Here is a 16083-nt window from a genome sequence, read left to right as displayed (position 1 = left end):
TCGAATCGGCGTGTCGTTGCGTTGTTTCAATGCGGCGTGCAGGGCACGAACGCGCTAGCGCGCTTCGATCACGTGCTCCTGAGCGCGTGAAATCAGCCAGCTTTCGCGCAGCAGGCGACGGACTTCCGAAGCCACATCGGCATCGAGCGTTGCGGGATATTTGGCCGTCACGGCGAAAATCTCGAAGCACGATCGATCCGCCGATGGAAAAGGCCCCAGCAGGTCGCCCACTGCCGCATTGAAAATCTTCGCTTCGATATCGGGCTTCAATGAGCCGCGCAGCACCTTGCCGATCACGCCGCCAGCCTCACGCGTATCAGCAATAGAGTGCTCGCGCGCCATGTCCGCGAAACTGTCGGGGTCGTCGTGCAGATACGAAATCATTTCCTTCGCCTTGCCCTCGCTGTCGAGCACGATATGGCTCACTTCGATCGCGTCGAACTTCGGCGAATTCAGCGCGAAGTAGTCCTTGATCGCGGCGTCGTTGCCGATCTCGTCGAGCATCTTCTCCTGGTACAGCCCGTCGGTAATGAAGGCCTCGAATTCGTCGAGACTGACATTGAGCGCATCGAGGTACTGATTCATATCCGTCGCGCGATGCAAGCCGCGCACGCGGCGGAATTGATCGGCGCGCTGCTGGATTTCATCGGCGCTCACGGTGATGCCCTGCTTCTTCGCGGCGTGAACCGTGAGCTTGTCGCGCACGATCTGCTCGATCAGGCTCTCGAACTGGCCGGTCAGTTTCAGAAGACGAATGAACTCGGCCACGTCCACGACTTCGTCATCGATACGCACTATCGCGGTCATCTCATTCGCTCCTTTTATTGACGTGTGATCCGCGCGGTCAACCCGCCACCTGCCTGAACGGATCGAGACCCAGATCGATCAGGCGGCGCTCACGCACCACGATCTCGGCGCTTGCCGTCATGCCGTAACGCAGTGGATAGCGCGTGTCGGCAATCTGGTAGTAATCCTTGTCGAGCGTGACGCGGCCTTCGTAGACCGGCTGCTTGTCCGTCGACGACGGTTTGGTGGCCGGCGAAATATAGGCCAGCGTGCCGCTGATCAGCCCATAGCGCTGATACGGAAAGGCATTGAATTTCAACTTGACGGGCAGACCTTCGTGCAGAAAAGCACGGTCGTGTTCGGCAATTTCGATCTTCAGAACGGGCCGCGCGTCTTTGGGCGCAATGCCGCCGAGCGGTGCGTTGGCCTGAATCTTGTCGCCGCGCTGCGTCGACGTGACGTCGGTGATGACGCCCGAGACCGGCGCGAGGATCAGCAGAAAATTGTCCTTGTCGATGTTCTCGAAACGAATCCGCGCGGCGGCTTCGGACACCAGCCGCGCACTTTGCAGTTGCAGGCGCAACTTGTCTTCCGCGTCGGTAATGTCGCGCACCGCCGAATCGTATTGAAGCTGCAGGTCGGTGGTCTGCTGGCCGCTGGTTTCCAGTTGCGCATTCGCCTGCGCATACTCGTGGCTCAGGCGGAAATCCAGTTCCGCGAGTTTCGATTGCGCGACACGGTATGCGTTATCCGCTTCCATCGCCGCGGTGCGTTTCTGCTCCACCTGCAATTCGGCGATGCCGCCGCCGCCCGGCTGCGCAAAGAGCCGCGAGTAGCGGTCCAGTTCCTGACGCGCCGCTTCACGCGTGCGGCGGGCGTTGTCGAGCACGCTGCGCGCTTCGTCGAGTTCGGCCTTCTGCCCCTCCGCGAGTTTGGTCGTGCCTTCGGAGACGCGATTTTCGTGCTGGCGCGCTTCCACTTCCATCTGCGCCTTCAGCGCGGCGGCTTTGCGCTCCATCAGCGCCTTCTTCTCGGGAAACTGCTTCCAGTCGCGCTCGGCGTCTTCCAGTTTGAGTTGTGCTTGCAGCGCATTGCTGGCAGCCTCGATCGCGCCGCGCGCATTGAGCCGCGCGAGCACGTCGCCTTTCGATACGGGTTGCCCTTCGGCGATATACAGATCGGCGAGTTCGCCGTCGATCGGCGCATAAATGCGGCGCACCTCCGATTCGGGCGACAACGTGCCTTGCGCGCTGACGATCACGTCCGCGCGCCCCACGAACGACCACAGCAGGCCGACCACGACGAGCGCGACCATCGCCCAGATCAGCGCGCGCGCGAGCCGCACCGGCTCCGCCATCAGAATCGCAATGCCTTCGACACTGTGATCCTCCAGCGCCTCCGACAACGGTCTAGGGTGACTGTCGCGTTTCACTCTGCTCGCCTCCGATCAATGCCAGCTTCGCTTTCAGAAGTCCCGGATCCAGCACCATGCGCAACTCCGTCAGCGAGCGGCGCTGCAAATTGGCTTCGGCGTCGATATCGGCAAGCAGACGGTCGAAGTCGGCGGGATGATCGGCCTTCAGTTGCGTGTAGATGCGCATACCCTGTTGCGCCGACGTTTGCGCATCCGAAAGCAGACGCGCCTCGCTGCGAAATCCCGGCGAAATACCCGCTTCGAGGCGCTGCGTTCCGCCGATCGATCCACTCGCGCGGTACTGCTTCCACAAGCTTTGAGCGCGCAACATCAGGTCTTGCGCACGCGCCAACGCTTTGTCGTGCAAGGCGGCCACGTCTTTCTGAATCGACTGCAGGAACCACACGTCCGTTGTCGGATCGAGGCTTGCGTAGAACGACAGCAGGCGCTGGTCGTAATCCTTGTCGCCGCGCGTTTTCTGCAATTGCGCATACTGGTCGAGCAGAGCCTTCTTGTGCGCCATTTCCACAGCGAGCACATCGGACCACGGCCCGGCGGGCATGGCTTGCAACCCGGCTAGTGCCTGTTGTGCGTCACCGTGCTGCCATGCCGCCGTCACGGCGTCGTGGCGAGCAATGACATCGGGTGACGGCAAACGGCTGGCCGCCAGTTGCTGAAACTGCGCCTGAAACGGCGGCGTGCTGAAATGCGCCGCTTTCAGCATGGCGAGCAATGGCGTCAGTTGCCGGCTCAACGCGGCATTCAGCAAATCGGTGTATTGGCGCAAATCGCCGCGCACCCGGTCTATACCCGCGAGGCGCGGATAGCGCTGCGCGTAATCGTCGAGCACGGGAGGTAGCGCAGCGGGCTTGTCGCGCGCCAGTTCGGTGCGAATCGTGCCATTCAGGCGCTCGATGGCGGCCAGATAAACCGAATCGTCGCTTTCCAGTTTGCGCAGATGGCTCAGAGCCTGCGCATAGGGGTCGGCGAACACGGGCACGTAGGAAGCGATCCGGTCGAGCGCGCGTTGATGGCTCTTCGCGTCGTCCTCCCAGCGTTGCAGCAGATTGCCGATCTTGCCCTCGTCCGTGTACATGCGAATCGGTGCTTCCATGCCACCGCGGCCCGCCACGAAGCGTTCCAGATCGCCAACCCACTGCAATTCGCCGATCAGCGAAGTAGCGTCCACATTGTTGGTACTCAACGATCTCATCTCGTTGAGCAACGCGTCCGCCTGATCGAACTGCGCCTTTTCCAGCGCATTCAGCCAGTTGGGGACTTTCGCCTTCAACAGCGCTTCACTCGCGAGCGCGCTGACTTTCGTGTCCGTGGGGTGGCTCGCCAGATAGCCCTTTGCCGTGGTAACCGCGCTGCTGTAATCGCCGCTTGCCAGCAGATTCTTTAACTCGCGCTCCGACGAACCACGCATGTAGAGCGCCGAGGCGACCGCCACCAGCACCACCCCGGCCACGCCGCCCCACACCGCAATGCGCCGCACGCTCGTGCGGTCGCCGATCGCAAAAGCCTTGCCGAGCTCACCCACGAGCAGGCGCCAACGTTGCGGTTTGCGCTTGCCCGCGCCTGCATGCGCGGCGCCATTCGCTCCGCTCGTGCCGCTCGCCATTTTTTCCGTGCCCGTCGGGGTATCGCGTTTCGCGTGCGCGGACGTGGACTGCGCCGCCTCGTTGACTTCGTCCTCGCGTTGCAGACCGGGGTCGACGCAAAAGATATCGAGGAAGGAATGCGCGGCGCCGACGAACGTGGTCTTGTCTGGATCGCCGGCTTCGTCGGCGGCCGGGTTGAGAAAGAGTTGGGTCACGGTGGGCTCGACTTCAGGGGGCTTCTGCAGCGTCACCCTGTAGACGAAGTGATCTCCGCCAAATGCAACGAGGTCTCCCTCTACGAGCGGCAGCGCGGATTCGTCCAGTCGCTTTCCGCCGACGAATGTGCCGTTGGTACTGCCGAGATCTTCGACATACAGCTCACCGCCCTTCAGAAAGATGTGGGCGTGACGGCGCGAAATGTAGTTGACCTGATGCGGATAGCGGTCCTTGTAGCGCGAAAAGACGTCGTCTGTTTTGCTGACGAGAAACGGAAACGCCTGGACCTCAATGGGTTGCAGGCCGAGGTCGTCGCGCTGCGGCACCAGCAGCAATCCCGGCGCGGCGGGAGAAGCGGCGGCCGCCACGATACGCGCGCGCGGCTCGATGCTCACCCGGTAGCAAAGCTCTCCGCCGAAGCACAGTTCGTCGCCGGCGCGCACGCGGGCCGGCGTTTGCCGCACCGCGACACCATTCACCGTCGTACCGTTCTTGCTGCCGAGGTCGGCCACGTAGACCGCGCCGTGTTCCGTGAAAATCCGCGCATGACGGCGGGACAGGCGCGCAATCCGTTCCGCGGGATAGTCGGTAAAAGGTGCCTCGCTGCGCCCGATTGCAAACAGATTGTCGACGATCCGGATCGCGTCGAGCGCGGGGCGCTGCGCGGATGCAGCCGGCGACAACACCACGTCGAACGCAGCGTCTTCAGTTGCGCGTATCTCAACAATCGGAGCTTCGCCGGCAGCCATTTTATCTGGATCACTAAGCGTTTACCCGTTGCGAGAAACACGCAACGGAAACGGGACAAAGGACTACGGCGGAAAGATATTGTTTGAGTGAGCCATGCATTAGGCGGCCCCTTAAAGATTGTAAGTCACACATGGCGCGTGTCAATTTTCCGATCGTCGGTTATGAAGGCAATGAGTGCGTCAGTTACAGCCGAAATACCCCCTGCGGCGCGCCACATTGCGGATTAGCTCAGTGCTCCTTTACTTCCGTCTGCACGTCGACGCTCGGCCAACCGCCGCCCAGCGCTTTATAAAGCAATACAGTGTCGGACAGAATTTGCTGATGGTTGGCGAGCAGTTCCTGTTGTGCTTCCAGCAAAGTCCGCTCGGTTTCGAAAACCTCCAGCTGGGACACCACGCCGAGTCGTAACTGCGACTGGATCTGGTCCGCCACGATTTGCAACCGCGACACTTCCTGCTGCAACTCCACGCGCTGTTCCTTGTGCGAATTCACATTGACCAGCGCGTTTTCCACTTCCTCGAACGCGGCCATCACCGCCACGCGATACTGCTGTTCGGCAACCGTCGATTGGGCCTGCGTGACTTTCACATGTGCCCGCACGCCCGGATCTAGCAGCGGAATGTTGATGCTGGGCATGAATCCGTACGTGAAGGATTTAAGCAGGTCGGTCAACGCAAAACTGGCAGTGCCGCCGTGCGCAGTCAGGCTGATGGTCGGCAATTGCGCGAGCTTGGCCTGGCCGACGAGGTCGTAGGCTTCCAGCACTCTGAACTCAGCGGCGACCACGTCGGGACGCCGCGCGAGCAGTTGTGCGGGCAGGCCGTCTGGTACGGGCGGCAGTTGCACGCGCTGCTGCAAATGCCCCTTGGGCATCTGAAACTCGCCAGCCGGCACGCCGAGCAACGTGCAGAGGGCGTTGTTGGCAAGCGCGCGCGAGCGGCGCAGCTCGAGCAACTGATTGGTCAGGCGGTTGATCTCCGCCTGCTGCCGCAACACCTGGGTTTGCGGCACGAGGCCGTTGCGGCGCTGGCCGTCGTAAATCGTGAGGATCTGCCGGTTCGTTACGAGCGTTTTCTGCTGCTGCTCGATCTGGTCGTCGAATTGCAGAATCTGGAAGTACGTGCTGGACACGTTCGACACCAGTTCGAGATACCCGGCGCGCCAATCAGCCTCGCTGGCGTGGAATTCCGCCTTTTGCGCCTGCACGCCTTTTTCGACTTTGCCCCAGATATCGATGTCCCAGTTCACCTGCGTCGCGAGGTTGTACTGCTTGGAGAAGGTCTGGTGCGTGGTTTTTTCGAAATCGGCGCCGGCGCCCAAATCCATGGTCGGCAAGGCGCCCGCTTTGGCTTCGCCGATCTGCGTGCCGGCCACGTTGATACGCGCGGCCAGCACCTTGATATCGAAGTTGCCGGCAATCGCCTTCGCAATCAGCGTGTCGAGATAGGGATCGTGGAAACCCTTCCACCAGTCGGGTTCGATGGTCGCGGCCGCCGACACCGGCGAGCCCTTCTGATCCGACCAGGACGTTTTGGCGGGCGTGTCGGGACGCTTGTAGTCGGGCATGCTCACATCGACGCAGGCCACCAGCGAGAGCGCGCAAGCCGTTGCCGCGCAAACGCAGCGCAGCACCGATATCCTGCGGGCGAGGCGCTGACGAGTTGATGAAAGCGACGCTGACACGATGGTCTCCGATAACGCCCGTTTCAATGCACGAGGAGAACGCACCCTTTAAGTAAAGCATCTCCTGCGCGGCTTCACCATCGAAGCGATGCAAGAAGATCGGTGCGGGGTTCGTGCGGTGAAGCGGGGGGGCGCGTGGAAAGAACGATTGGCTGCGAAATCTTTTTGAGGAGCGGGCGGTAAGAGCCCGCGGAGGCCGTCTGGCCTCCGCGGCGGCCTGCGCCGTTTAGTGCACGTTGATGTTGTTGCTTGCGCTCACGTGCGGATCGATCGTGGTCGTGATGCCGGAGACGAACGCTGCGTTGTTGCCGTTGGCGTTCTGAATGTCCAGTTGCGTGTTGATCAGTTGGGTGGCATTGACCGTCTTGCTGTTGTTCGGCGCGTACATCGGCATGAAGTTGAAGTACGACGACGAAGGATAGTAGCCCATGCCACCGCGCACGGCGCTCATGGCCTTGCTGTCGAGTTGTTCGGTGATGGACAGGTCTTTGATGGTCAGCGTGTTCATGGTCAATCTCCTGGAAGGGAATACTGCACAGTTTGCGGTTGGGTTCGAGCAACTTGTCTGCTCGAGTGTCACTAATGCATGGGCTGTGCCAGTCTTCGTTTCCTGTCCTAAGAAACTTGCCGGAGCGCCGTAGATAAAGGGTTGCGGGGTGGACCGGGAGACGGATCGCGAGAGAAGCGGAGAAGCGGTGCGCGGAGGATGGTGGATCGCGGCCAACAAACCGCGCGAAGCTGTTGGTTGCGGCGTAACACCCGATTGCCGGAGCGTCACGCCGCGGATTGCGTCACCGCGCAATGACGGTGATCTTCTTCGAATACACAGGCGGATTGTGCGGGATATGCATGTCGTCGCCCATCAGCAACTGCAACGTGTGCTTGCCTGGCGGGAGCTGAATCGTGGTCTCTGTTTCGCCCGCACCGAAATGCAGATGGTTGCGATCCGACGGAATTTCCTGATCCATCGGCGGCAGGTCGGTGTCGATCAGCAGATGATGGTGGCCGGTATTCGGATACTTGACGCCTTTGGGCGCCACGCCCATATACCGCAGGCCGAACCACACCTTGAATGGCTTGTTGGCCGGTACGACCTGGCCGTCGTTGGGATAGCCGATATATGCATGGGCACCCGCCGGTGCGGGCGTCGTACCCGCAATGACGACATTTGGCGAAGCCAATGCCGCCGACATGACGAGCGCCGCGGCCGCGATGATCTTGTACATGGAGGTCTCTCCGTCCTGACGGATCCGCTTTGAACGAACGGATCGCGCTAGTCTTTTAGCACGGTGATGGTGATCTTCTTCGAATACACGGGCGGCACATGCGGCACGTGGTTGTGATCGCCGAGAATGAGTTGCAGTGTGTGTTTGCCCGGCGGCAACTCGATCCGCGCGTCCGTCTCACCCGCGCCGAAGTGCAGGTGATTGCGATCCGATGGGATTTCCTGATCGAGCGGCGGCAGGTCGGTGTCGATCAGCAGATGGTGATGGCCGGTGTTCGGGAACACGACGCCCTTCGGGCACACGCCCATGTTCCGCAAGCCCATGCGCACCCACAACTTGCCGCCGTGAATCACCGCGCCATCCGGTGGCCAGATGATGTACTCCTCCGCGCCCGGCGGCGAAGTGGTTGACTCTGCCAGCGCAAACGCGCCGGGCACCATGTTGCCGAACACGAGGACAAGCGTCGCGCGCAGCGCCTTGCGCCGCGCCTCGCAATGCGCATTCGCTCCGTGACGCACGTCGGTAACAACGGGGGTAACGGTTCTTCGCATAGCGCACTCTCCCGACGAATGGTCATGGCGACCCGACTGCACGACGCAGGCCGGACGTTTCGGCTGGACGCCACGGGCGCACGCGCGGTTGGACAGCCGCCCCTGGATAAAACGACCGTGCCACCTTACTTTGTGAATTAGCTTAGGACGTAACTTGCCAAAAAGATACGCCACACTCGTTAACCGTATAACGCATTCGGGGCATGCCGACTGTTGTGGCGCGCAAAGCGCGTGCTATCGTTATTAAGAGGTTGCAGATGGATGGTCGATAGCGGCGTCGATGCTTCGCGCCTTTGACTCCAGCAACTGCTGCGAGTGGCGCGGTCCTCGATTGCCTATGTTCTGTCCGGAACAAACAGGATGTGAAGATGTGGCGAATATTCATGCTGGTGTGCATGGCCGGGGCAATGCAGGCGCATTGGGGCGATGCTTATGCGGCGCCGCAACCTGATGGCGTCGAGCGGGGCGCGAGTGCGGCGAACATGGCGACATTGCCGCTCACTCCGTTCACGCCACAATCAGGCAAGCAGTCTTCTCCACGTATTGCGCTAGTGATTGGTAACGGCGCGTACGGTGCCGATCACGCCGATCACGCCGAACTTGTGGATCGCACTGGCACGCAATTCGATGCACTGCGTGAGAACGCCCCGCGCGATGCCGAAGCCATGCGTGACGCGCTGAAAACACTCGGCTTCGACGTGATCATGCGCACGAACGCGACGCCGCAGCAAATGCGCGAAGCCATCGGTGAATTCCATGAGCGCCTGCGGTCAGGCGGCGTTGGCCTCTTTTATTTCGCGGGCCACGGCATGCGAATCGGCCCGCAAACACTGCTCATCCCCGCGGGACTCGATTCTCGCTTGCCGGCTGCCGTCGTCGGAGAGGGCGTCGATCTCAACGCCGTATTGCAGGCAATGCGCGCGCCGCGTGACGGCCAGTTCAATCTCGTGATCCTCGATACGTGCCTGAACAACCCGTTCTCGGCGGACGTGGCGGGCAATACGTCCGCGCTTCCGGACAACACGGTAGTGGCCTACGCGACCGCGCCTGGCGGTTTCGCAGCGGACGGCGTGCGTCATGGCGTCTACACGAATGCATGGCTGCACGCGCTCGACAGCGCTCCGTCGCAAACCCTGGCGAATCTGTTGCAGCGCGTCGCGGCGCAGGTCCGCGACGTAACGGGTGGCGAGCAAACGCCGTGGCTGGCTTCCTCGCTGCCTCGGTCGTTGCTCGTGTCCGATGCTGCGTCCGCCGCTCTGGACAATCCCGTGATCACGCTGCGCAGCAGAGGCATCTTGCCGAAAGACAGCAGCGAACAATACGAAATCACGTTCTGGAATTCGATCAAGGACAGTAATTACCCAGGCGACTACGAGGCGTATCTGAAGGCCTATCCGAACGGCCGCTTCGCCACGCTCGCTCACGCGCGCATCGAACGTTTGCGCGCAGCGGGGGCGTCGAGTGCGCCCTCCGCAGCCACGCCTGCCGCGCCTTCCGTGGCACCGGCGCCGCAAACAGCACGGCCAACGCCGCCGCCTAGTGCGCCGGCACCGAAGCCCACCGCAAGCGCCGCCCCGCCGGCCGCGCCACCTGCGGCGGCGGTAGCGCAAAAGCCCGTCACGCATGCGGCGGTCGCCGGCGAAAGCCGCGATTGCGCCACCTGTCCGATCATGATTACCGTGCCTGCCGGTTCATTCTCGATGGGCAACAGCACCGACGATCCATCGGAAAAGCCGGTACATCACGTGAGCATTGGTGCGCCGTTCGCGATCGGCAAGTACGAGGTGACGGTGGAGCAGTGGAACGCGTGCGTGGCAGCCAACGGCTGTCAGAAACTCACACCCGAAAGCAATACCAACAAAGCCGCCCCAGCGCGCGATCTCAGTTGGGACGACGCACAGCAGTACGTGAAATGGTTGAGCAAGAGCACCGGCAAACCGTACCGTTTACCCACCGAAGCGGAATGGGAATATGCGGATCGCGGCGGCACCACGACAGCCTACTGGTGGGGCGACCAGATGCGCAAAGGCAACGCCAACTGCAAGGACTGCGGCGACCCGTGGCACAAGGAAGGACCTGAGTCCGCCGGCTCGTTCGCGCCGAATCCGCTTGGCCTGTACGACATGAACGGCAGCGTGTGGGAATGGACCGCCGACTGCTGGCACAACTCCTACCAGGGCGCGCCTGCCGACGGCCACGCATGGGACAGCCCCGGCTGCGACATGCGCGTGATTCGCGGCGGTTCGTGGCGCGAGGGCGGCGGCTATATGCTCAGCGCGACACGCTTCAAGTACAGCTCGGGCGTGCGCCAGTCGCAGGATGGCTTTCGGGTCGTCAAGGATCTCAAGTGACTGGTGTGAGTTGTCGGGCCCGCGCCCGCCTCGCCACCGTCAAGCAAGCCGCATCCAAGGTGCGGGACTTAGGGCGAGCGTGGCTTCGTCGTAATCGGCGCGAAATCGGCGACGATGTGATCACGGCCGTATTTGCCGCCGATCTGTGCGAGCCTCGCGTCGAGCGCGCGCAGATAATCGGCGCGCGCTTCGCTTTCCGGACGCGGCTTGTCGAATAGCGGCGCCGGCGTAATCAGCAGCACGACCATCTCCGATCCGAACGGCTTTGAAATGATCCAGTCCCCCGCGCTGCCGATAGTGGCGGCGTAGTGCGGCGGCGCCTGATTGTCCTTTGCGCGCGGGCTCGGCACCATGTGCACGACGCTGCCGTCGAGCTGGTAGTAGTCGATGTTCACATACGAGTCGTAGCCGGGCGTGGTGACGTCGACAACGAGCGGATCGCCATCGCTCAACTGTCCGCCTGACGGCCTCACATGCAAGGCCGCAACGTGCCCGGCCTGCATGTTGCCGACCCAGTAGGGCGCGAGCGCCTTGATGGTGTCGCACTTGTCGTCGGCGAGCGGCTCGACGGCCAGCGTCAGCGTATCGACACCCGGCAACGCCGCCAGCGTGTCCTTCAGATGCGCGGTGCCGTAGCGTTGCGAGACATAGCCGCGCACCGTCAGCGAATGGTCCTGTACTGAGGCGGACAGCGCCGAACAGGGCACTTGCGTCAACGCGGGTGTGATGGCGGCGAGCGTGAGCGCCGGCTTCGGCGCGGGCGTGGGTGGCGTGACGGGCACGGCCGCGACCGGACTTGCCGGGGGTGCCGTGGCAGGCGCCGCCGCGACGACATTGGCCGGCGGAGGCGGCGCTGCCGCGGCAACCGGCCCAGAGACCGTCTCACCCGCAGACGACGAAGCCGTCTGCTCCGCCAAAGCCTGCGACGCGCCCACCTGCGTCTGCGCCCCGTTCTGCCGGTTCGGCGCCGAGCGGAATGCGAACACCCCGACCGCCGCCGCGCACACAACCGCGAAACTCGCGAGTCCCACCTTCGCCAACGTACCCGACTTCTCCGCGCGCGCCTCGTTGTCGAACTCCGCGATGAAGCGCTCCACGCTCGGCATGCGCGTATTGCGATCGAACGACAGCGCCGAGCGCAGTGCGCGCCATTGTCTCGAGTCGAGATTGGCCGGCCGCTGCGGTTTGAAATCGGCATTGCGGGCTTGTGTCGCCGACAACCGGTCAAACGGATGGTGGCCGGTCAGCAGCTCATACGTGATGCAGCCGAGCGCGTAGATATCGTCGCGCGGATCCGGCTCGCGGTGCTCGATCATTTCCGGGCTGGCATACGCGGGCGTCAACGCGCCGAGGCTGCCCGGATCGAAAACGGTGGCGTCGCTCTCTTCTTCCGGACGCTGAAACACGCGAGCGATGCCGAAGTCGATCACTTTCACTTCAGCATTCGTCGTGAGAAATACGTTGGCGGGCTTGAAGTCGCAATGCACGAAGCCGCGTTCGTGCGCGTAAGCGAGCGCGCTGCTCATGCCGCGCACGATCGGCAGCGCGGCGCGCACCGGCATGCCCTGGTAGCCCGGCGTGCGCAGCAACTGGCTGAGCGGCTTGCCGGACAGGTACTCCATGGTCAGATAGACGATCGGCCCGTCGCGGTCGAAGTCGTACACCGTGATGATGTTGCGATGCGCGAGCACCTGCGCCTTGCGCGCCTCGCGCTGTAACGCGACAAGCGAATTGGGGTTGCCGCGGAATTGGACGTTGAGCACCTTGATCGCGAGGTACGGTTTGCGATCCGAGGCCTCGAGCTTGCGCAGGTCGAGCGCCTTGTACACCGTGCCCATACCGCCGACGCCCAGGCATTCCTCGAGCACGAAGCGGTTATTCAGCGTGTCGCCGGTTCCTTTGATCTGGTCCTGTCCCGTCGCGCCGCCGTTGCCGCCTGCGTGGGATGCATTGCCGACGCTACCGGCACTACCCGAGCTCGCCGAGCGCACCGATGGAATTTCGACTGTGGTCTGGATGCCCGTTTCGTCGCCGCCCGCAGCCACGTTCGAAACGCGCAACTGTTCGATGCGCCGCCGCACTTCCACATAGAGATCGTCGGGCAACGGTGCTTTGCGCTGGGCCGCGCCAAGCATGTCCAGCAGCTGCGTGGGACCGAGTCCCTCGGTCGTCAACGTGCTGTCGAGTTGAGCCACGAACTCGTCACGGGACAGCTCGCCGTTCTGAAAGTCGTGAATCACACGCGCAAGGCTAGCCATTTGTGCGAAGCACCGCCGCTGCCGTTGGGCCGGACCGCATGCGATCCCAGCCTCTCAGGCCGATAGAAAACCTGTCGTAACCAGTTACATGTGCCGCTTCGATACTAGCTCCAGGTCCGTGCTTTCGCAAACCAGGATTGGCCCGCTGCCTGCGCGCTGAACCGGTGTCGTGGGAAATCCAACAGCATGACGTAGTCTGTCGGGCGCACGCCGTCAGCCGCTCATCTCCCAGATGCCGCGATGCGCCACCACCAACCCGGCACCGCCACGCGAAAGCCTTACGCAGCAAGCCTCCCTCAACTTTATTAGGAACCTTGAATAAAACTGGCACAGCCCGTGCATTAGTGACACTCGAGCAGACAAGTTGCTCGCAACCTTTCCCAGGCCAATGCCCTTTCCCTTCAGGAGATTCACCATGAACACGCTGACCATCAAAGACCTCTCCATCACCGAACAACTCGACAGCAAGGCCATGAGCGCCGTGCGCGGCGGCACTGGCTACTACCCGTCCACCTCGTACTTCAACTTCAGCCCCGTCTTTGCCCCGAACAACAGCAAGAAGGTCGATGCCACGCAGTTGATCAACAACGAACTGAACCTGCAGAACGCCAACGGCAACAACGTCGCGTTCGCCTCCGGCATCCACTCGACGGTCAACCCGTACGTCACCACGAGCAACAACATCCACGTGTAAGACGTGACGCGGCGAGGCGCCCGGCTCTCCGGCGCGCTTCACCGCCCGCCGACTACCCGCGTCCTGCGCGTACCTTTGGAGAAGCACCATGTCATCCCTCATGATTCGCGATCTGTCCGGCACCCGCGAGCTCGACCGCCGCGCCATGTCGGCGGTGGCCGGCGGCACCGGCAGCAGCGTGCCCGGCCTGCCCTCGGTCGCCGGCCTTGGCGGCATTGCCAACGTCAACGTCTCGATAAACCAGAACCTCAACCAGATGCAATATGTCAACGTTGCGGCACTCAACAACGTCGGCGTGATCGGTGCGGGCTTCGTGCCGCTGCACCTGAACGTGAGCCCCTCGCTCTGGGGCGCTAACTACGCCAACGTCTGACGGCTCGCAGTAGCGAGGGCCGGGGGGCCTCACTACTGCCGGCACAGTCTCACCGTCCGGCGAGCCGTGGATAGATTTCCTATACTGATAGTGCGAGGAGACCTCAGCACACTTCACAAGACACCCGGGCGGCAGCCGGCAATTCACACCGGCCAGCCGCTCGACTTCTTTCCTGGAGCCACCATGGCGAGACTCATCATCAAGGACCTCACCGATAGCGTCGAACTCGATCGTCAGGCAATGGCCGCCATTGTTGGCGGCGCTCGTATTGGCGCGCGGCTGAATGTGGCCGCGCCGCTGGTGCCGGCTTCCGCACGCGTCGTCGAGTATCCGCCCGGATTCCCCGCGGCGCACCAGACGATCGCACGCGCGGCCATGCAGCGCAAACCTTAAACCGCGCGGACTCTCAGCGCGATATTCACGGGAGCGGCACGCGTCACACACGCGTGCCGTTTTCTTGTGCTGGAGATGGAGCGCTGCTGCCCGACAGCTCGCACGCGGTTGGTCGGGCCTTGCCGAACACTTCCTTGCCATTTCACCGTCCCCGGACGTCATGTCGAATAGGCGCATGACGTCTCGCCCTTGCAGGCATTGCATTGACGCCTCGCATACGGTTTCCTCGCTCAACGCGCGCAATTTGGCATAGCCCTTGCAGATGATGGACTGAGCGCCGCACCGTGCTCTCCCATCCAACTTCAGGAGCAATGCCATGAAATCCGCCCTCATCATTAAAGACCTGCCGCGTTCCGCGGATCTCGCCCATGACGACATGACTCTGACCGCCGAACAGATGAAAGCTGTTCGCGGCGGTCGTTCCGTTGTCGTCACTGTCGACGGCGGCTCGCAAGCTCACGTCGACGACTTTGGAATCAACACCGCCATCTTCGAAGGACGCATTAGCGGCACCTACCTGTAGGACGCGCGAGATGTCCGCAATTGGAAACAGGCCCCCTGCGCGACCACGTTGCGCAGGGGGCCTGTCCGTTTGATCGGGTCAATGCCCCCGCCTACCGGCCGATCGCGTTCAGGCAATCCGCGCTGACGACAGCGCGACAGCCGAGCCCCCTTGCCGCGAATTTCGCGCGCGCCGCCGCCAACTCCCGCTCGACAGTTTCCAGCGACTTCGCATTCCCGAAGTCGGCACACGCGCGCGCCGATGCAGCGGGGTTCTTGGCGCCCGGTGTCGTGAGAGATCCAACAGCACGACGAGGTCTGTCGGGCGCACGCCGTCAGCCGCTCATCTCCCAGATGCCGCGATGCGCCACCACCAACCCGGCACCGCCACGCGAAAGCCTTACGCAGCAAGCCTCCCTCAACTTTATTAGGAACCTTGAATAAAACTGGCACAGCCCGTGCATTAGTGACACTCGAGCAGACAAGTTGCTCGCAACCTTTCCCAGGCCAATGCCCTTTCCCTTCAGGAGATTCACCATGAACACGCTGACCATCAAAGACCTCTCCATCACCGAACAACTCGACAGCAAGGCCATGAGCGCCGTGCGCGGCGGCACTGGCTACTACCCGTCCACCTCGTACTTCAACTTCAGCCCCGTCTTTGCCCCGAACAACAGCAAGAAGGTCGATGCCACGCAGTTGATCAACAACGAACTGAACCTGCAGAACGCCAACGGCAACAACGTCGCGTTCGCCTCCGGCATCCACTCGACGGTCAACCCGTACGTCACCACGAGCAACAACATCCACGTGTAAGACGTGACGCGGCGAGGCGCCCGGCTCTCCGGCGCGCTTCACCGCCCGCCGACTACCCGCGTCCTGCGCGTACCTTTGGAGAAGCACCATGTCATCCCTCATGATTCGCGATCTGTCCGGCACCCGCGAGCTCGACCGCCGCGCCATGTCGGCGGTGGCCGGCGGCACCGGCAGCAGCGTGCCCGGCCTGCCCTCGGTCGCCGGCCTTGGCGGCATTGCCAACGTCAACGTCTCGATAAACCAGAACCTCAACCAGATGCAATATGTCAACGTTGCGGCACTCAACAACGTCGGCGTGATCGGTGCGGGCTTCGTGCCGCTGCACCTGAACGTGAGCCCCTCGCTCTGGGGCGCTAACTACGCCAACGTCTGACGGCTCGCAGTAGCGAGGGCCGGGGGGCCTCACTACTGCCGGCACAGTCTCACCGTCCGGCGAGCCGTGGATAGATTTCCTATACTGATAGTGC

The 16083-nt window shown here is 62.5% G+C and carries 15 protein-coding genes and 1 pseudogene; 8 read left to right on the top strand and 8 right to left on the bottom strand.

Going from position 1 to position 16083, the window contains the following annotated elements:
• Positions 1 to 54 precede the first annotated feature (54 nt).
• The 7 genes from P0D71_RS21685 to P0D71_RS21655 form a co-directional block, all read right to left on the bottom strand.
• Positions 55 to 807 carry a peptidylprolyl isomerase gene (locus P0D71_RS21685; RefSeq protein ID WP_408482028.1) on the bottom strand — a complete coding sequence of 251 codons (753 nt, stop codon included), beginning with the start codon at positions 805 to 807 and terminating at the stop codon, positions 55 to 57.
• A 37-nt stretch (positions 808 to 844) separates the two neighbouring features.
• A complete protein-coding gene (locus P0D71_RS21680; RefSeq protein WP_091806201.1) occupies positions 845 to 2218 on the bottom strand; it encodes a beta-barrel domain-containing protein in 1374 nt (457 codons plus the stop codon).
• Positions 2196 to 4769 (bottom strand): FHA domain-containing protein, encoded by a 2574-nt coding sequence (locus tag P0D71_RS21675; protein WP_408482026.1) that lies wholly within the window; start codon positions 4767 to 4769, stop codon positions 2196 to 2198. The genes P0D71_RS21680 and P0D71_RS21675 overlap by 23 nt, the downstream gene beginning before the upstream one ends.
• Before the next feature lie 229 nt (positions 4770 to 4998).
• Positions 4999 to 6453 carry an efflux transporter outer membrane subunit gene (locus tag P0D71_RS21670; protein WP_408294238.1) on the bottom strand — a complete coding sequence of 485 codons (1455 nt, stop codon included), beginning with the start codon at positions 6451 to 6453 and terminating at the stop codon, positions 4999 to 5001.
• A 226-nt stretch (positions 6454 to 6679) separates the two neighbouring features.
• Positions 6680 to 6961 (bottom strand): hypothetical protein, encoded by a 282-nt coding sequence (locus tag P0D71_RS21665; protein ID WP_091806195.1) that lies wholly within the window; start codon positions 6959 to 6961, stop codon positions 6680 to 6682.
• Between the two features lie 283 nt (positions 6962 to 7244).
• Positions 7245 to 7679: a DUF4399 domain-containing protein gene (locus P0D71_RS21660; protein WP_091806192.1), complete on the bottom strand. Its 435-nt coding sequence runs from the start codon at positions 7677 to 7679 to the stop codon at positions 7245 to 7247.
• 47 nt (positions 7680 to 7726) lie between these two features.
• On the bottom strand, positions 7727 to 8230 hold the full coding sequence (locus P0D71_RS21655; RefSeq protein WP_408341879.1) for a DUF4399 domain-containing protein: 504 nt from the start codon (positions 8228 to 8230) through the stop codon (positions 7727 to 7729).
• A 368-nt stretch (positions 8231 to 8598) separates the two neighbouring features.
• Here P0D71_RS21655 and P0D71_RS21650 point away from each other — a divergent pair.
• Both P0D71_RS21650 and P0D71_RS36170 read left to right on the top strand, forming a co-directional pair.
• Positions 8599 to 9444 (top strand): annotated as a pseudogene (locus tag P0D71_RS21650) (caspase family protein); the annotation flags it as partial.
• Positions 9445 to 9462: 18 nt separating this feature from the next.
• Entirely contained in the window at positions 9463 to 10581 is a 1119-nt protein-coding gene (locus tag P0D71_RS36170) for an SUMF1/EgtB/PvdO family nonheme iron enzyme (protein WP_494478306.1), read from the top strand.
• A gap of 68 nt (positions 10582 to 10649) precedes the next feature.
• Here the strand turns inward: P0D71_RS36170 and P0D71_RS21640 are convergent, their stop codons facing one another.
• A complete protein-coding gene (locus P0D71_RS21640; protein ID WP_408482024.1) occupies positions 10650 to 12839 on the bottom strand; it encodes a serine/threonine protein kinase in 2190 nt (729 codons plus the stop codon).
• A 415-nt stretch (positions 12840 to 13254) separates the two neighbouring features.
• Here P0D71_RS21640 and P0D71_RS21635 point away from each other — a divergent pair, with 415 nt between their 5' ends.
• The 6 genes from P0D71_RS21635 to P0D71_RS21610 all read left to right on the top strand — a co-directional run bounded on the left by P0D71_RS21635 (position 13255) and on the right by P0D71_RS21610 (position 15989).
• Entirely contained in the window at positions 13255 to 13533 is a 279-nt protein-coding gene (locus P0D71_RS21635; RefSeq protein WP_408188113.1) for a hypothetical protein, read from the top strand.
• An 88-nt stretch (positions 13534 to 13621) separates the two neighbouring features.
• Positions 13622 to 13906 (top strand): hypothetical protein, encoded by a 285-nt coding sequence (locus P0D71_RS21630; RefSeq protein ID WP_091806164.1) that lies wholly within the window; start codon positions 13622 to 13624, stop codon positions 13904 to 13906.
• A 183-nt stretch (positions 13907 to 14089) separates the two neighbouring features.
• On the top strand, positions 14090 to 14299 hold the full coding sequence (locus tag P0D71_RS21625; protein WP_091806176.1) for a hypothetical protein: 210 nt from the start codon (positions 14090 to 14092) through the stop codon (positions 14297 to 14299).
• Between the two features lie 316 nt (positions 14300 to 14615).
• Positions 14616 to 14822, top strand: coding sequence for a hypothetical protein (locus P0D71_RS21620; RefSeq protein WP_408482022.1), 207 nt, complete (start codon positions 14616 to 14618; stop codon positions 14820 to 14822).
• Between the two features lie 515 nt (positions 14823 to 15337).
• A complete protein-coding gene (locus P0D71_RS21615; protein WP_408188113.1) occupies positions 15338 to 15616 on the top strand; it encodes a hypothetical protein in 279 nt (92 codons plus the stop codon).
• A gap of 88 nt (positions 15617 to 15704) precedes the next feature.
• Entirely contained in the window at positions 15705 to 15989 is a 285-nt protein-coding gene (locus P0D71_RS21610) for a hypothetical protein (RefSeq protein ID WP_091806164.1), read from the top strand.
• Positions 15990 to 16083: the final 94 nt, after the last annotated feature.

Origin of the sequence: Paraburkholderia sp. RL17-383-BIF-A (assembly GCF_046028015.1) — a bacterium.
Lineage (GTDB): Bacteria > Pseudomonadota > Gammaproteobacteria > Burkholderiales > Burkholderiaceae > Paraburkholderia.
This window is presented reverse-complemented; position numbering and strand designations above follow the sequence as displayed.